Below are 15751 nucleotides of genomic sequence, written 5' to 3'. Positions count from 1 at the left end.
ATCATTTTGGGCTTACGATTGACGTTAAACGCCCCGGTTTAGGTGGCCCACCCGAACCGGGGTTTTCCACACCACCACACGGGGGTAGTCCGCGCCAGGTGAGGGGGCTAGTGTCAAAAACACCGGTAGCCAGTTAGACACCGGCACCGGTAGCCAACGACACAATCTTTATGCAAAAGGAGAGCCTCACATGGCACAGTTCAACGTCGATGCAGACCTCATCGCCAGTAAGTCAGCCCAAGCCCGCGGCCAGGTAGATACCATCGTTTCAGAGGTCAATGCGCTCACCACCTCCCTCCAGGATCTGCAGGGATCATGGACCGGCTCAGCCTCTGCCAACTTTCAGGGGGTCCTAACTAACTGGCGCAATACCCAGCGACAGGTCGAAGAGTCCATTGCCCAAATCAACGAGGCCCTATCACGGGCCGGCATCAACTACTCCGATACCGAACTGGCTAACGCCTCAATGTTTGTCGGCTAGGCTCGGGTGTCCTGGCGGTAGCGGAGCTTCCAGCTACCGCCAGTAAGCACCCAGGTACTTGAACGGATCAGCAGGCCCTTATCCGTAGGCACTCTGGTTACTAGCAGGGTTGCCTCAGTACCTAACTCAGTTGCCAAGACTTCCTCGACAGGCCCACTACTAGCACAAGCACGCAGACGGTAGTGAAGGACCGTATCGCGGTCAGTTACCTGGCCTGTTGGAACAACCCAGGCTAGCTCCGGGTGAAGCAAGCTGCCCAGTAGCTTTTCAGACCCATAGATTGAGGGGTTCAGCGTTTGCAGTTCGCAGCTACGGGCCTCTTCCACCGCGTCATCAGCTACCTGCTCTGTGGGCGCTAGAGTCTCAGGGTCAGGGGTATCTGCCGCGGAGTCATCAGGAAACTCTTGCGAGCTCTCATCCTTACCCCAGCCAGGCCCGGTCAGAGGTTCCACGCCATCGCGGTAGGCTTGGGCAGCCTCATTAGCTCTCCGATCAGCCGCCTCATTGAGGGGGTGGCCGGTGTGGCCCTTGACCCACTCAAAAGAATAGGAGCGGCCCTCAATGGCGGCATCCAGTGCCTGCATGAGGTCAAGATTCTGTACCGGCTTACCGTCCGCTTTCTTCCAGCCTTTCTTCTTCCACCCCGGCAACCAGCGGCTAATAGAATCAATGGTGTATTTGCTATCGCAGATAATGTGCAGATGGGTTTCAGGAAGGTGCGCCGTAGCCTCGAAGAGGTCCAGAACAGCTTTGAGTTCACCCATGTTATTTGTCCCGTGAGCCCACCCTCCGGCGGCCCAGCGGGTTTCGTCAATGTACCAGGCCCAGCCTGCGGGGCCGGGATTACCCAGGGCAGATCCATCGGCAGCAGCAATTATTTTCTCGGTCATGGTTCCTCTACCCTCCTACGGACTAGCCATTCCATTCTACGCCCGGCTATAAGAGGGTAGGCACAGCTAGAATAGGAGCATGGTTCACGCTTCAATAGTTGACGGGGCAAGTCACACCCGACTGGCTCTCTTTCTGATGCCCCCGGAGACCTTGCGGAGCGGGCACGGTGTCAGCTGGCTGGCCTACGTTGGTATGACAGAGCAGAAGCGAGCCGCAGAGTATGCAAGCCCCGAAGAGGCCATGAGCTACGCGGCCCAGCACACCCTCATGCGCTGTATCGCTGCTACCGTACTCGGGGTAAGGGATGCAGAAGCCTCACAGATTCCCGTAGACCGCTCCTGCAGTCTCTGCCTGAAGTCAGCAAGCCACGGAAAACCCCGCCTTGAGGGAGTAAACCTGAACATGGCGCGCGCCCTTGGCCTGGCCGCCGGTGTGTACTCAGCATCCGATACTGCCCTTGGAATTGACCTGATTACGGTAAGAGACCACTACTTTGACGGCTTTGACCGTATTGCACTAGCTGACTACGAAAAACGTGTCGTGGATTCGCTCCTACCGGATCAGGCCCGGCTGGTACGCCAGATGCTCTGGTGCGCTAAAGAAGCAGTTCTCAAGGCCAGCGGACACGGACTATCTGTTAAACCTAACCAGGTGATGCTAGCGCTACCGCCCCTACCCACCGATATCGGTAGCGTCCACGGGCTCACAGCAGGTGCCAAAGCCTACCTACCGGAGCAGGCAGAAGCGGTACCTTTTTGGATTACCTGGCAGGTCTACGAGGATACCCATCTCGTAGCTGTTGCTAGTAAGGGACCTCACCATCTAGAAGCACAGAAGGTAACCGCTCCCTATATGGTCAAGCGAGCTCTCACACCCCCGCTTTAAAGACAGACCTTCATCGGGGCCTCTAGTCAATCAGTCAGAGAAACTGCCAAGAGTCAAGCACCTGGCCTTGCTCATTTCTGCCCCTACTAGTTTGAGGCTCTTGGTGACCTGACCAGTGCAGCCTGAGCTCTCTGAAGCCTATGTTAGCTGAGCTAATAGCGCTCCAAGAGCACAATTGTCTCGTAGTGGCTACTGTGGGGGAACATGTCCATAACTCGGCCCTTGACCGCTTGCATCGAAGGCATCTGGTGCAGGTCCTTAACCATGGTAGCTAGGTTACAGCTTGAGTAAATAACCCGCTCGATACCGCTGGCCTCAATCCAGGTTGAAAGTTCAGGGCCAAGGCCGCGACGGGGCGGGTTAAGCACCAGCAGGTCGGGTACCTGACCGCTTTCTAGAGCATAAGCCCTGGCATCCTGAGCGGAAAACTCAATACCGGTTAGGTCGTACTCGGCCACCGCCCGGCGGGCTGACTCGATAGCCTCAGGGCTGATTTCTATGCCGGTAACTTTGGCCTCTTCGGGCATGACCTGCGCAGCGTGGAGGGCAAAGCCGCCCACACCGCAGTAGAGGTCCCAGAGGGTATTGGGCTGGGACTCTTTTACCCATTCCTGCCCCTGGCGGTAGAGAGCTGCTGAGACCGCTGTATTGGTCTGGAAGAAGCTCTGCGGGCGTAGGTGGAGCGTTAGGTCGTTGACCTGCATCGGTAGGGTCTGGCGTTCGCTCAGGATGATTTCTTCGTCGCCCTCCACCAAGGCGATATGTTCCCTGAGCAGGTTAATACTAAGAACCGCGAGCTGAGGGAGCTGGGTGTGGAGCCAGTCAAGCTCGCGCCGGATAGGTACCAGTAGTTTCTTGGAACGAAGCACAAAGCGAATGAGAAGCTCACCGGCCTCAGAGGCCGTCACCAGAATATTTTTGAGCTCGCCCTTACGCCGGGCAACGCTATAGGGGGTAAGCCCCGCCCGGCTAATTAGCTCCTTGAGCACCGGGAATGTATCTGCTACAGGTGCGGTGTAAAGTTGACAGTCGCTCAGGTCTACACTCGCACCGTCCCGGCTCAAGATACCGAGCTTTGGTTCCTGGACGCTTCCACCCACCACCAGCTTAGCCTTGTTCCTGAACCCGGTTTCAGCACTCGCCACCGGTGCTAGCCACTCGATACCGGGCCACGGTGCCATCAGTTTGCGGGCATCGTTCTGCTTCCCCTCAAGCTGTTGTGCGTAGGGGGTAAGAATTAGTGAGCAGGAGCGGCACAGGCTGGCATCGTAATAGTGGCATTGCATAGCGTGACTATCTTACCGCCCCCTGTAAGCAGGCGGTAACGGAAGATAAAAGCCGGCACCCCGTTCCGGGGTGCCGGCTCAAAAGGAAAACACAATCACTATTAACTTTTAGCCACCGGCCCCAAAGGCAACATCCTGGCGAAGGGCCTCATTGCTCTTCTTCTCCAGCTTGGTCCACCCATCTGCTAGGTAGGCACCCAGCAAGAGAGCCAGCAAGCCTACGATAATTGCGTAGAGAACAAGATCCACGAGTGTGGCCATGAGCCTCACACCTTTCAGTTTCGCCTTTGAGACTGATGAGTAAAACTTAGAGGAAACCTCTTAAGTGATTTAAAGAATACCCCCAATAAGTGTGAACCACAATACCCTTATCTGCATTTTTTAGTCAGCGTCCTTAAAAGAGAACTCCGCCCACCCCAAACGGGGCAGGCGGAGTTCTCAGCTCAAAGAGCGGCTACTTACCAGAGCAAGCGGCAGACTACATCATGCCGCCCATGCCACCCATGTCGGGGGCAGCCGGTGCCGCACCAGCAGGCTCAGGCTTATCGGCAACGACAGCCTCGGTGGTCAGGAAGAGACCGGCAATTGACGCTGCATTCTGAAGAGCTGAGCGGGTGACCTTTACGGGGTCGTTAATACCGGCGGCCATCAGGTCCTCGTACTCACCGGTTGCGGCGTTCAGGCCGGTACCAGCAGAGAGGTGACGGACCTTATCGACGACGACGCCGGGCTCCATGCCAGCATTGAAAGCAATCTGCTTGAGGGGAGCGTCGATGGCAACACGGACGATGTTGGCACCGGTTGCCTCATCGCCGGTCAGTTCCAGCTTCTCAAAAGCCTTCACGCCAGCCTGAATCAGGGCAACACCACCGCCGGGAACAATACCCTCTTCAACAGCGGCCTTAGCGTTGCGGACGGCGTCCTCGATGCGATGCTTGCGTTCCTTGAGCTCAACCTCGGTAGCAGCGCCGGCCTTGAGCACAGCAACACCACCGGCAAGCTTAGCCAGACGCTCCTGCAGCTTCTCGCGGTCGTAGTCAGAGTCAGAGTTAGCGATTTCGCCACGGATCTGAGCAACGCGGCCCTCGATGGCCTCAGGGTCACCTGCGCCTTCGATGATGGTGGTCTCGTCCTTGGTGACAACAACCTTGCGGGCCTGGCCCAGCAGGTCGATGGTTGCGGTATCAAGTGACAGGCCAACCTCTTCGGTAATAACCTGTCCACCGGTCAGAATAGCGATGTCAGCCAGCTGAGCCTTCCGGCGGTCGCCAAAGCCAGGAGCCTTAACGGCAACAGACTTGATGGAGCCGCGCATCTTGTTCAGAACCAGCAGGGCCAGGGCTTCGCCCTCAACATCCTCGGCAACAATCAGCAGGGGCTTACCGGCCTGCATGACCTTCTCCAAGACGGGAACCAGGTCCTTGACGTTGGAGATCTTGGAGCTAACGATCAGGATGTAGGGGTCCTCAAGGACAGCTTCCTGACGGTCAGCATCGGTAACGAAGTAGCCGGAGAGGAAGCCCTTATCAAAGCGCATACCCTCGGTCAGTTCAAGGGTCAGGCCGAAAGTATTGGACTCTTCAACTGTGATAACGCCTTCCTTGCCGACCTTCTCCATAGCCTGGGCAATGAGCTTACCGATTTCGGGGTCACCAGCGGAGATAGATGCGGTTGCGGCGATTTCCTCTTCGGTCTCAACTTCCTTGGCAGAAGCGAGCAGTTCAGCGGTAACAGCTTCTACAGCCTTTTCGATACCGCGCTTGAGGGAGAGGGGATCAGCGCCAGCGGCAACATTGCGCAGGCCTTCGCGGACGAGAGCCTGAGCTAGAACGGTTGCGGTGGTGGTACCGTCACCGGCAATGTCGTCAGTCTTCTTTGCGACCTCCTTGACCAGCTCAGCGCCAATCTTCTCGTAGGGGTCTTCAAGTTCGATTTCCTTGGCGATGGAAACACCATCGTTGGTGATGGTGGGGGCGCCCCAGGCCTTCTCCAAGACAACGTTACGACCGCGGGGGCCGAGAGTTACCTTTACTGCGTCTGCGAGGGTGTTGAGGCCCTTTTCAAGACCGCGGCGTGCTTCTTCATCAAAAGCAATCAGCTTTGCCATATGGCTTTCGCTCCTTCTGGAACATTAGGTGTGAGCGCGATTAGTCGGTGCCCGCGACGGACGGCGCTACCGGGGCCGCCATAGGGGCGGCACGGGGAGAACCTCACCAAGAAATCGCTCAGGTGTTTTACTCAGAGCCACCCGGGTGCAGAATCTAGCACATGATTTAGCAGTCCAAGCCTCTGAGTGCTAACTACAATCTTGGCACCTGAGCCCAGAGCGCGCAAACCTATTATTCGCTTTGAGAAGCCTTAATCGCCAACAGCGCACAAAGCTACAGCTCCCGGGCTTAGATCTTGCTTAGCCCTGTGTGTATGTTCCAGTAGCAGAATCGTAGATATAGGCACCGGCAGGATCCAGTACATAGGTGCCGGTAGCAGGGTCCAGGCTGTAGCGCTGGGTGTTCTGGGTAGCGGTTCCCGTAGTCGCTGAGGCTGGTGAGCTGGCATCAGTTCCGGAGTATTCAACGTAGGCACCGGTAGCGGGGTCCACACGGTAGAGAACCTTACCCGAGGCCAGGGCCTCTGTCTTGCTGGTGGCGGTGTAAGTCCCGTTCACCGGGTCATAGACGTAGAAGAGCTGGCTATCCTCTGTTGCTGTCGAGGTGGCAGCATCCGCGCTGGCCACCTGGGTCTGCTCTGCAAGCGCGGTGGGGTCGAAGTCTGCTCCGAGCACCACATAGACCTCACCGGTCTCGGCCTGGAAGTCTTGGTTGATGTAGGCAATACCTAAGAGGTCAGCGACTTCGTTGGCTTCTGATGAGGCCCCGGTAGCAAAGTAAACCATAGACTCGGTGGCATAGGTGCCGGTCCAGTTGGTGGTTTCAGTAATCTTGTAGTTTGCTTTTTGCAAGACACTGGCGGCGGTGCTGGCTGAGCCTTCGGGGGCGCTTGAGTTATAGACCGCTACGGTAACGCTAGCTGGGTTGGTGCTGGGGCTGGCATCGGCGGTAGCTGTTGCGGTGGCTCTTGCCGATGCGGGCGCGGTTGTGGTACCCGGGCCAGCAGTCCGGGGCGAAACCACGTACATGATGCCGCCCACCAGGAGGGCGAGAATACCGCTGATGATGACAGCCAGCAGGCCAGCCCGTGAGGTTGAGGTGTCGGTGACGCGGCCGCGGTAGGCACCCCGCCGGGAGGAGTTTTCTTCGACATCATCGAACTCGTCACGGGGGTAGGTGTTCACTGGTCGCCTCTTTCGGTGCACGGTTGCTACGGGGGTCAGCTTCTAGGGTACACTCCCCCGCCCTGTTTTAGGTGAGTCGGTTGCGTGAGAGCCGGAGCTTGCGGGTGAGGGCCGGTTCAGCGGCAATAGCGCGCGGATTATCGATTAGTGCATTGAGTTGCTGATAGTAGGCAATCGGGCTCAGCCCCAGGTCTTTGCTGATGGCCTGTTCTTTACTTCCCTGGTACTTGAAGCGTTTTTTCTCCATATCTAAGATGGCGCGCTCCTGCTCGGTAAGCCGGTGGGTAGAGCTAGTCTGAGACTCTGGTGTGGGTGAACCGGCTGGCATGTTCATGGGTCTTCTTTCGGTGGTCTAGTCTTATAGGGAGAATACCGCATACAAGAGGAGAACAAGCGCCGTGCCTGCTCAGCCCCTACACGAGATTATGGACCCGGACTGGGCGCAGGCCCTGGCACCCGTGGAGCCTCAGATTAGGGCTATGGGTAATTTTTTGCGGGCCGAGCATCAGGCTGGCCGGGACACCCTGCCCCCTGGCCCGGATATTTTTAGGGCCTTCACCTACCCCATGAGCCAGGTCAAGGTTCTGGTGCTGGGTCAGGACCCCTACCCTACCCCCGGGCACGCTATGGGGCTAAGTTTCTCTGTACGTCCCGAGGTCAGGCCGGTGCCACGTTCCCTGCACAATATCTACAAAGAGCTCAACACCGATCTGGGCATCACGCCCCCGGATCACGGGGATTTACGGGCCTGGAGCCAGCAGGGGGTCATGCTCCTCAATAGGGTTCTTTCGGTGGGTGCTGGGGCCGCAGGTTCCCACCGCAACCTGGGCTGGGAACAGGTCACTACCGCCGCTGTTCAAGCCCTGGTCGCCCGGGGCAGGCCGCTGGTAGGGCTACTGTGGGGCGCAGATGCCCGCTCCTGCAAACCGCTTCTGGGTGGCTACCCCTGCGTGGAGTCACCGCACCCCTCGCCGCTCTCTGCCTCGCGGGGTTTCTTTGGCTCTCGACCCTTTAGCCGCGTCAATGAGCTCTTGCTCGCTCAGGGGGCCTCCCCGGTGAACTGGGCTCTCTAAAGCCCTAGAGCAGATCGGAAAATCTACCGGTCTCAGTTATCTATCCCACTCAAGGCGGCAGCTGAGAATGCCACCCCTGGCCGGCTCCTAAATGATAGGGGGAAGGTCTGGGCTCACTTTAGCGGTCCCGAGTATCTTTCGGATCTTGTTTTTCTGTTTGGAGCTGACCCGACGCTTGCTGAATAAAGTACTGCATCAGGTAGCTACCGAGGACCACCCCGGACGCCATAGAAAGGATAATTGAAATTGCCGCAACCATCCCCGGCACACCAGTCGAAGGATTAGCCTCTACGGTGAAGATATAAAGGCCCCGGAAAATGGAAAGACCGGGCAGGAGAAAAGTTAGGGCCGGTACATAAAAGATAGAGGCTGGGGCCTGCAAGCGGTAAGCCAAGAAGGTGCTCATGAGGCCAATGACCAGAGCCGCAAAAGCGGTATTGGCACGTCCTGCACCAGCCCCAAAAAGGAAAGTATAGCCCTGGTAGACCCAAAAACCACTGGTAGCAATCAGTAAGTTCCATAAGAGTGTCTGCCAGCGGGCGTGAGTTGTGACCGCAAAAGCCAGGGAAGCTAGCATAAAGAAAAGGTAGCTTACCCCCAAAGAGGCCCCCACAAAGCGGGTCTCGGTAATATCTAGTTCTCTAATGTCTAGAGCTGTCAGGACTGCCACCGCTGAGGCAAGCCCCACCACAATACCCAGAAATGACATGCCCGTCGAGACGAACTTACCTGCTGCGGTCAGCGGGAAACCGTTGAGGGCGTCCTGGACTGTTGATACTAACCGGGCGGTAGGCAGAAGCATGATCAGGCCCGCAGCCACAATGTGCGGTGCGCTCACGTGGAGCCCCAGCTGGGAGAAGATAGACGAGTCATCGGAAATAAGAATAGATGCGAACGTTACGACGCCCGCGCCCGCAGCCATGTTGAAGAAGCTGGGCATCTTGAGACGTGAAATCACACTGTTCACAAAGTGAATGGCCAAAAAGACGATACCGCCTACAGCGCCCGCCGCCAGCGAACCGCCCAGAGCCAGCACCAAGGAGAAAGCCGCTAGCATGTTAGCCAGCATGATAATCATGGGCGAGTAGGGCTTCTTAGCAGTATTAATGCGGTGCAGGCGGCGTTCAGCCCGATGCCGTGGCAGATTGCCGGCGGTAATCTCGGTGATTAGCTTATAAATGTCATCTAGGGCCGCATAGTTCTCGGACCAGGAACGAACCACGCGCAATACCGTGTGGCTAAAGCGTTCTTTGCTCGAGGACATGGCTCCGGAGCCGGAGAAGTCAATTGCCCGGGTCTGGTCATCAACCTCATCAATATCGGAGACGTAGTTGATAATAACCGACTGGTTAGTGATGTCGATTTCAACGTCTTCCAGACCATAGGCGGCGCACACCGCAACGATTGCGGAGTCCACATCGACCGTATCTGCCCCGTAGTGGAACATGGTCTCAGCCAGTCGCAGGGAGAAGTTGAGGACCTCACGCGCTTCTTCTTTCTCGCGCACATACTCGGCCCGGTGGGCGGAGGCGATGTTGAAAGGGCGCTGGGCCAGGCGGGCGATGCCGCGCATCGGTTTGGTCAGGGACTGGTCCGTGCTCACAAAGGACTTAAGCGACGAACGCATACGCGAAGGCCGCTTGGGCGCAGTCAGGGGCCGTGCCACGGTATGAGCACCCGCTACCGAGGGGTAGAAAGCCTTCTGGAGTCCGCCCGTCCTTGACGCTGTGGGCCTATCATCGACTGGTGGAGGTGTTGCTTCCGTGCTGGGCGGTTGGGCCTGGTTGAGACTCAGGTCAGTGGCCGGCCCAAATGCGGAGGGTACCTGATAGGTTGGCGGTGCTAACTGGTCAAAGGCAGATGCTGGAGCGGGGCTTGCGGTAGGGCTATCCTGCCCCTGCACCGGTGAGCTGGGGGCATCCCCCAGATGAGCTAGGGCATCGCGAAGCTTGGGATCGCGCACCTGAGCCAGGGACACTACCGGAAGCGCACCACCTAGCGACCGGGGGGCCTCCGAGTCCTGGGCAGCCATCTGCCCCGTAGCGGGTAGCACAGATACTGCAGTGTCGGCACGGGGCAGAAGCCCGGTTTGTCCAAAGGCACCGCTATCTTCTGTGTTATCAATACCTGTTTCAAATGCAGAGGCAGAAGGGTAAGCCTTCTGCTGCAAGCCGGTAGAGCTCTTGCTCACTGAAAGGGATACTCCTTCCGCCTGATCGGTGAAAGTTCAAGATAACCGCCAAAGCGGTTCGTGCTGGTTTAGTAGAAAGGCTGACCGGTCTTACGAACCCAGAGCTGACGCATGACCTTCTCAACACTGGTGTTCCAGGCCTTATATTTGAACGGTGAAAGCACCTGGTCCCAGACACCAACGTAGTCGATGACCTCCTTGGTGAAGGAGGTCTTAAAGAGACCCAGGCCGTAGTGGTGGTGTTCCTTGTTCTTCAGCTGGTCCTTTGGCGGGGTGCCGCAGAAGTCGTAGCTCTTGATACCGAACTCTTTCATGAGGTCAGTCAGCGCAGTCCACTGCACCTGGTGGGAGTCACCGTACTGCTTACGCCGGGGCTTGGAACCGCCGTCCTTGTAGGTTCCCTTTTCCCCGTAGCGAATGACATAAGCGCCCACGGAAGGTTCACCGTCTTCATAGGTGAAGTAGAGGCGCCCCTGCCCGGCCTTTTCAAAGGTGGTCCAGAAGTCACGGTAGTAGTCGTAGGAGCGCAGGTTCACCTGGGCGTTGCCCTGGCCCACAGTGTCCATGAGGGCGTACATCTTCTTCATGTTCTCTTCAGTTAGCGGCACGCGCTCCACCTGGCAACCTTCGCGCAGTGAACGACGCACGGCATTACGACCGCGTGAGGAGAGCGACTTGAGGACCTCCTCTTGGCTCTTATCGGTTGCCAGAATAGCGGTGGAGTCATTGGGCTGAATATTCCAGCTCTTGACCAGGCCGCTCTTAGCCATGAGAGCCTTGGTGGTTTCGTCAGCGATGATATCGGGTTCAATCTTGATAGCAAAAACGCCGAGCTTTTCGCGGGTGACGAATTCGCGGTTAGCGTCCAGGATCGCGGGGATCTCTTCAACAGAGTTCACGCCGGGGCCCTTGATCATGTACCAGATCTTGCCCAGGGCAGGAACAGACTTTTCAAGAATCAGGTTGTAGCTGGCGAAGGGAGCGCTCTCACCGTTCAGGACGGTGGTGCCTTCGTAGACCAGGTAGAGGGGCTTCCAGCCGTGCTTGGCTTTGACCGAGGCGAAGGAAGCTGACTGCAACAGGTTACCGCCGCCGGGGCTGGCGATGACGTGTTCATCCCATTGGGCGATTTCGGTGTCTGTGGCGAAGCGGGCGGTGAAGTCTCGCAAGGTCCCTCTTTTTCAGGTTGGGTACGCGGGTGAACGCGAAAAATTCTAGGTTCAGTGTTCCAGTTTATCGACTTGTCGCTAACCCGTGTAGCCCGCAAGGCGGGTAGGGTGCGTGTTTTATGCTAAAACACAGCCTGGCCCCTGCTCCATACGGGGCGGGGGCCAGACATGTAAATCAGTTAGCGACACAGTATGTCGTCGCCGTGAAGCTTTAATTACTTGGCATCGTAATCAGCCAGCAGGTCACCGTACACGGTGACTTGGGAGCTGGTGAAGGTGGTGCGGTGAGCGAAGCGAACCCCGTAACCGACCACGATGACACACAACTACTTCAGATAATTACTCGGCGTCGTGGTCGGTCTCGAGGATCTTAACCAGGCTGTCGAGTGCTTCTTCAGCGCCTTCGCCTTCTGCACGCAGAACGACCTTGTCGCCGTGCTTAGCACCGAGTGACATCAGGGAGAGAATGGAAGCTGCGTCCATTGCCTCGTCTGCGGGCTCACCTTCAGCGGCGATGGTAACTTCAACGGGGAGGTCACCTGCTGCTTCAGCAAAAATCGCTGCGGGGCGGGCGTGCAGGCCAACACGGCTTGCGATGGTGGCAATACGTTCTGCCATGGGATTCTCCTTATAAAGAGTGCGGATTTGTTGTCCACTACTGAGTCTAAATCAGGGGCAGCACCTTTGGGGCGTGTTACCCCTGATTTTGACGACTTTTATTCAGCAATGAACGAGTTGGTTTAACTTACAGACCGAGCTCATCGAGGATGGGCAGTTCAGAGCGAGCTGCCGCCTTGGCTTCAGCCGATGAGATCTGGCTCAGTGCCTTGTGAGCAATCTGTTGTGCCTTCTCGGGGGTAACCGACTTGAGCACAGCGGAAACAGCGGCCATAGCGCCAGCATTCATGGAGAGGGTATCAACACCCAGACCAACCAGGACAACAGCCAGTGCGGGGTCAGCGGCGGCTTCGCCACAGACCGAGACGTACTTCTTCTTACCGGCAGCTGCCGAGGCTCGCTTGGCGCCTTCAACAGTTAGCTTGATCATCTTCAGGACGGCAGGCTGCCAGGGGTTGTTCAGGTGAGCCAGGTCGCCCAGCAGGCGGTCAGCGGCCATGGTGTACTGAGTCAGGTCGTTGGTACCGATAGATACGAAATCAACCTCGCCCAGGATAGCCTCAGCGTTTACAGCGGCGGCAGGGGTTTCTACCATGACACCGCGGGTCTTCAGACCAACCTCATCGAGCATGTTCTTGAAGTTACGGGCTTCGCTGGTCGTTGAAATCATCGGAGCCATGACCCAAATGTCAGCTTCGGTGCCGTCAGCTGCTGCCTTAATAGCCTCAAGCTGACGCTTAAGAACACCGGGCACAGTCCAGTCGGTGCGGAAGCCGCGAACACCCAGCGCGGGGTTCTCTTCTTCCTTGACGTTGAGGAAGGGCAGGGGCTTATCGGCACCAGCATCGAGAGTACGGACTACGATGTGCTTGCCGGGGAAGGCATCAAAAACAGACTTGTACGTTTCGGTCTGGGTCTCCACCGAAGGCTCGGCATCGTAACCCAGGAACCCGAACTCGGTGCGAAGCAGGCCAACGCCTTCTGCCTTGAGGCCGGCTGCCTTCTCGGCGCTCTTGCCGTCACCGACATTAGCGTAGAGGGGTACGCGGGTACCGTCTGCCATCACCCCAAGACCGTCGAAGTCTGCCAGTTCCTTGCGGTTAGCGTACTTCTGCGCCAGGTCGCGGTGCTCAGCGGTGACCTCGGTTTCAACGACGCCTTCGTTAGAGTCGATGTAAACCTCGGTACCGTTTTCAATCTCGGTAACCCCCTTAGCGGCAACGATAGCGGGCAGACCCAGGCCTCGGGCCAGGATAGCGGTATGAGCCTGGGGGCCACCGTCAGAGGTAATCAGAGCGATCACCTGCTTAGGGTCCAGGGTTGCGGTATCAGCCGGTGCCAGGTCGATAGCAGCTAGGATGAAAGGCTCAGACGACACCGGAATACCGGGGGCCTGCTGGCCGGTCAGCTCAGCAACGATGCGGGCGCGAACATCGTGGATGTCGGTCACACGCTCAGCCATGTAGCCGCCCAGGGCAGCCATCTGGTCAGCAAAAGCCGATGCGGCTTCCCATACAGCGAGTTCAGGTGCCTTACCCTGCTTCTCCACAATCTGGATTGCGCTCTTGAGCAGGGCGCGGTCAGTTGCCATCTGTGACGTGGACTTAAGCACTGCCTTGCCGTCACGGCCCGCATTTTCAGCACGCTCTAGCAGACCGTTCTTGACAGTCTGGGCAGCGGCCTTAATACGTTCAGCAGCCTGCTCGGCAGTCTCATCAGCTGACAGCTTCAGTGATGAAGAGGGGGCCTTTATAGGTTCAGGCATCTGCAAAACTTTGCCAATGACGCGTCCGGCGTAGACGCCGACGCCAGTGTAGGTAGTCATAGTGTTTTCCTTAGTGTTGGAGGGGTTTAGGCAGTTGCCTCGGCCTGACGACCGGCAAGTGACTTGAGAACAATATACATGACAGAGCCGACGATAGTGCCTGCCAGAGCCGCAAGAAGGAACATGACCGGATTCTGCACAAGAGCGATAATCCAGACACCACCGTGAGGCGCAGGGGAAGCAACACCAGCACCCATGGAGATAGCACCGGCAACAGCGGCACCAACCATCGATGAGGGGATTACGCGCAGGGGGTCAGCGGTCGCAAAAGGAATGGCACCTTCGGAGATGAAGGAGGCACCCAGCAACCAGGCGGCCTTACCGTTCTCGCGCTCAGGGGCGCTAAAGAGCTTGGGACGAACAGTGGTTGCCAGAGCCATAGCCAACGGCGGCACCATACCGGAGATAATGACAGCGGCCATGACCTGCTGGGAGGCCAGGGTACCGGCGGATAGGCCTGCGGTCGCAAAGAGGTAGGCGGCCTTGTTAACGGGGCCACCCAGGTCAAAGCCCATCATGGCGCCCAGGATAAGGCCCAGCAGAAGGGCAGAAGCACCGGTCATGGAGTTCAGCCACTCAGTCAGTGAGCTGGTAATCCAGGCCAGGGGTGTACCGAGCAGGAAGAAAATCAGAGCGCCTGCAAAGAGAGTAGCGACCAGCGGGGTAATCACCACGGGCATCATGGATGCCATCCAGCGAGGTAGCTTCAGCAAGGAGAGCCAGTAGGCGCACAGACCGGCTAGCAGGCCTGCGACGATACCGCCTAAGAAACCACCACCAACAAGCACGGCAACAGACCCGGCAATGAAGCCCGGTGCGATACCGGGGCGCTGGGCCAGACCGTAGGCGATATAGGCCGCCAGAATCGGAACCATAGCGTTCAGGCCAAAGGCCCCAATCAGGTGTAATGACGCCCCTAGATAGAGAGATAGGGGCACTCCATCAAGGTTCAAGAGGCTGGGATGCGTAACTGAATCATCTTTAAGCCCCAGGATAAGCTGAGGATCAACATCACCTAGGTTGGGCATGGTTACTGCTTCGAGCATGAAGCCGATAGCCAGAATGATGCCGCCAGCGGCCACAAAAGGAATCATGTAGGAGACACCGGTCATCAGTGCCTTATAGATGCGACTACCCCAGGGGCCGCCCTCATCGGCTGATTCAGAGGAGTCGGCGGAGCTAGGGGCAGCAAGGCGCTTACCGCTGGGGCTAGCGGCCTCGGCCAGGGCCTCTTCAAGCATGACCTTGGGTTCGTCGATAGCGCGCTTAACAGCCCCCTCAACAAAGGGTTTGCCGGCAAAGCGCTCACGACCGCGAACGGGCAGAGCTACAGCAAAGACAACGGCATCTGCTTGATCAATTTCAGCCTGGGTCAGCTTTTCACCGCCGGAGGACCCCTGGGTCTCCACCTTGAAGTCATAGCCCAGCTCTTCGGCGGCGTATTTGAGGCCGTCAGCTGCCATATAGGTGTGGGCGATACCGGTGGGGCAGTTGGTCACAGCCACAATCTTCTTACGGCGGGCAGAAGACTCGGTAGCGGCTTCTGCCACGGGGGTAGCTGAGGGAGCTTGGGGTGCTTTCTCGCGCACGCCCAGAGCATCCTCAACCAAGGCAAGGACCTGGCTGGCGGTTTTTGCTTCGCGCAGTGCGGCGGTAAAGGACTTTTTCATCAGTGAGCGGGCCATCTGAGAAAGAATCTTCAGGTGGGCTTCATCCCCGTCTGCCGGCGCGGCAATGAAAAAAATGAGGTCAGCGGGTCCGTCCTGGGCACCAAAGTCAACGGCGGGTCTAGGCCGGGCCATTGCAAGGGTGGGTTGGGTAACGGCCTGGCTCCGGCAGTGAGGAATGGCGATACCGCCGGGAATACCGGTGTCGGTTTTCTCTTCGCGGGCGCGGGCCGCCGCGTAGAGGGTGTCATAGTCGGTGGACCGGCCAGCTGCGGTGACCAGCTTAGCCAGATGCGCTATAACCTCAAAGCGGGAGTTTCCGAGGTCCTCATCAAGGCTGATGAGGTCCGCAGTGATCAGAGCAGACATGTGC

At 57.7% G+C, this 15751-nt stretch carries 14 protein-coding genes; 3 read left to right on the top strand and 11 right to left on the bottom strand.

Annotated elements, in window-relative coordinates; all coding sequences use genetic code 11:
* Positions 1-190: 190 nt before the first annotated feature.
* Positions 191-481 (top strand): WXG100 family type VII secretion target, encoded by a 291-nt coding sequence (locus ACN082_RS01685; protein WP_419099118.1) that lies wholly within the window; start codon positions 191-193, stop codon positions 479-481.
* Here the strand turns inward: ACN082_RS01685 and ACN082_RS01680 are convergent.
* Positions 478-1371 carry an RNase H family protein gene (locus tag ACN082_RS01680; RefSeq protein WP_419099117.1) on the bottom strand — a complete coding sequence of 298 codons (894 nt, stop codon included), beginning with the start codon at positions 1369-1371 and terminating at the stop codon, positions 478-480. The genes ACN082_RS01685 and ACN082_RS01680 overlap by 4 nt on opposite strands.
* A gap of 79 nt (positions 1372-1450) precedes the next feature.
* Here ACN082_RS01680 and ACN082_RS01675 point away from each other — a divergent pair, with 79 nt between their 5' ends.
* Entirely contained in the window at positions 1451-2257 is an 807-nt protein-coding gene (locus tag ACN082_RS01675; RefSeq protein WP_419099116.1) for a 4'-phosphopantetheinyl transferase family protein, read from the top strand.
* A gap of 152 nt (positions 2258-2409) precedes the next feature.
* On the opposite strand, the gene rlmC is transcribed toward ACN082_RS01675, so the two are convergent.
* The 5 genes from rlmC to ACN082_RS01650 all read right to left on the bottom strand — a co-directional run bounded on the left by rlmC (position 2410) and on the right by ACN082_RS01650 (position 7169).
* Positions 2410-3543, bottom strand: coding sequence for a 23S rRNA (uracil(747)-C(5))-methyltransferase RlmC (gene rlmC / locus ACN082_RS01670; protein WP_419099115.1), 1134 nt, complete (start codon positions 3541-3543; stop codon positions 2410-2412).
* A gap of 108 nt (positions 3544-3651) precedes the next feature.
* Positions 3652-3804 carry a hypothetical protein gene (locus tag ACN082_RS01665; RefSeq protein ID WP_419099114.1) on the bottom strand — a complete coding sequence of 51 codons (153 nt, stop codon included), beginning with the start codon at positions 3802-3804 and terminating at the stop codon, positions 3652-3654.
* Positions 3805-4021: 217 nt separating this feature from the next.
* Entirely contained in the window at positions 4022-5650 is a 1629-nt protein-coding gene (gene groL, locus ACN082_RS01660; protein ID WP_419099113.1) for a chaperonin GroEL, read from the bottom strand.
* Positions 5651-5950: 300 nt separating this feature from the next.
* Positions 5951-6835 carry a LytR C-terminal domain-containing protein gene (locus ACN082_RS01655; RefSeq protein ID WP_419099112.1) on the bottom strand — a complete coding sequence of 295 codons (885 nt, stop codon included), beginning with the start codon at positions 6833-6835 and terminating at the stop codon, positions 5951-5953.
* 67 nt (positions 6836-6902) lie between these two features.
* A complete protein-coding gene (locus tag ACN082_RS01650; RefSeq protein WP_419099111.1) occupies positions 6903-7169 on the bottom strand; it encodes a DUF3263 domain-containing protein in 267 nt (88 codons plus the stop codon).
* A 64-nt stretch (positions 7170-7233) separates the two neighbouring features.
* Here ACN082_RS01650 and ACN082_RS01645 point away from each other — a divergent pair, with 64 nt between their 5' ends.
* Positions 7234-7908, top strand: a complete 675-nt coding sequence (locus ACN082_RS01645; protein ID WP_419099110.1) for a uracil-DNA glycosylase — start codon at positions 7234-7236, stop codon at positions 7906-7908.
* A gap of 118 nt (positions 7909-8026) precedes the next feature.
* Here ACN082_RS01645 and ACN082_RS01640 read toward each other — a convergent pair whose 3' ends face one another.
* The 5 genes from ACN082_RS01640 to ACN082_RS01620 all read right to left on the bottom strand — a co-directional run bounded on the left by ACN082_RS01640 (position 8027) and on the right by ACN082_RS01620 (position 15747).
* Complete coding sequence (locus ACN082_RS01640; protein WP_419099109.1) at positions 8027-10099, bottom strand: threonine/serine exporter family protein; 2073 nt, start codon at positions 10097-10099, stop codon at positions 8027-8029.
* Between the two features lie 68 nt (positions 10100-10167).
* Positions 10168-11268 (bottom strand): lipid II:glycine glycyltransferase FemX, encoded by a 1101-nt coding sequence (locus ACN082_RS01635; RefSeq protein ID WP_419099108.1) that lies wholly within the window; start codon positions 11266-11268, stop codon positions 10168-10170.
* Between the two features lie 339 nt (positions 11269-11607).
* The gene (locus ACN082_RS01630; protein WP_168614631.1) at positions 11608-11886 is read right to left on the bottom strand and encodes an HPr family phosphocarrier protein; all 279 of its coding nucleotides are present in this window, start codon (positions 11884-11886) and stop codon (positions 11608-11610) included.
* Positions 11887-12013: 127 nt separating this feature from the next.
* On the bottom strand, positions 12014-13711 hold the full coding sequence (gene ptsP, locus ACN082_RS01625; RefSeq protein ID WP_419099107.1) for a phosphoenolpyruvate--protein phosphotransferase: 1698 nt from the start codon (positions 13709-13711) through the stop codon (positions 12014-12016).
* Positions 13712-13737: 26 nt separating this feature from the next.
* Positions 13738-15747, bottom strand: a complete 2010-nt coding sequence (locus tag ACN082_RS01620; RefSeq protein WP_419099106.1) for a PTS fructose transporter subunit IIABC — start codon at positions 15745-15747, stop codon at positions 13738-13740.
* Positions 15748-15751 lie beyond the last annotated feature (4 nt).

It is taken from the genome of Rothia sp. CCM 9417 (assembly GCF_048513575.1).
Classification (GTDB): Bacteria; Actinomycetota; Actinomycetes; order Actinomycetales; family Micrococcaceae; genus Rothia.
The sequence above is the reverse complement of the archived record's forward strand: the minus strand, read 5'-3'. Positions and strand labels throughout refer to the sequence as shown.

Excerpts from the sequence above, each read along its gene's own strand:
- groL (WP_419099113.1), bottom strand. The coding sequence starts at position 5,650 with ATGGCAAAGCTGATTGCTTTTGATGAAGAAGCACGCCGCGGTCTTGAA.
- ACN082_RS01680 (WP_419099117.1), bottom strand. The coding sequence starts at position 1,371 with ATGACCGAGAAAATAATTGCTGCTGCCGATGGATCTGCCCTGGGTAAT.
- ACN082_RS01650 (WP_419099111.1), bottom strand. The coding sequence starts at position 7,169 with ATGAACATGCCAGCCGGTTCACCCACACCAGAGTCTCAGACTAGCTCT.
- ACN082_RS01665 (WP_419099114.1), bottom strand. The coding sequence starts at position 3,804 with ATGGCCACACTCGTGGATCTTGTTCTCTACGCAATTATCGTAGGCTTG.
- ACN082_RS01685 (WP_419099118.1), top strand. The coding sequence starts at position 191 with ATGGCACAGTTCAACGTCGATGCAGACCTCATCGCCAGTAAGTCAGCC.
- ACN082_RS01675 (WP_419099116.1), top strand. The coding sequence starts at position 1,451 with ATGGTTCACGCTTCAATAGTTGACGGGGCAAGTCACACCCGACTGGCT.
- ptsP (WP_419099107.1), bottom strand. The coding sequence starts at position 13,711 with ATGACTACCTACACTGGCGTCGGCGTCTACGCCGGACGCGTCATTGGC.
- ACN082_RS01630 (WP_168614631.1), bottom strand. The coding sequence starts at position 11,886 with ATGGCAGAACGTATTGCCACCATCGCAAGCCGTGTTGGCCTGCACGCC.
- ACN082_RS01620 (WP_419099106.1), bottom strand. The coding sequence starts at position 15,747 with ATGTCTGCTCTGATCACTGCGGACCTCATCAGCCTTGATGAGGACCTC.
- rlmC (WP_419099115.1), bottom strand. The coding sequence starts at position 3,543 with ATGCAATGCCACTATTACGATGCCAGCCTGTGCCGCTCCTGCTCACTA.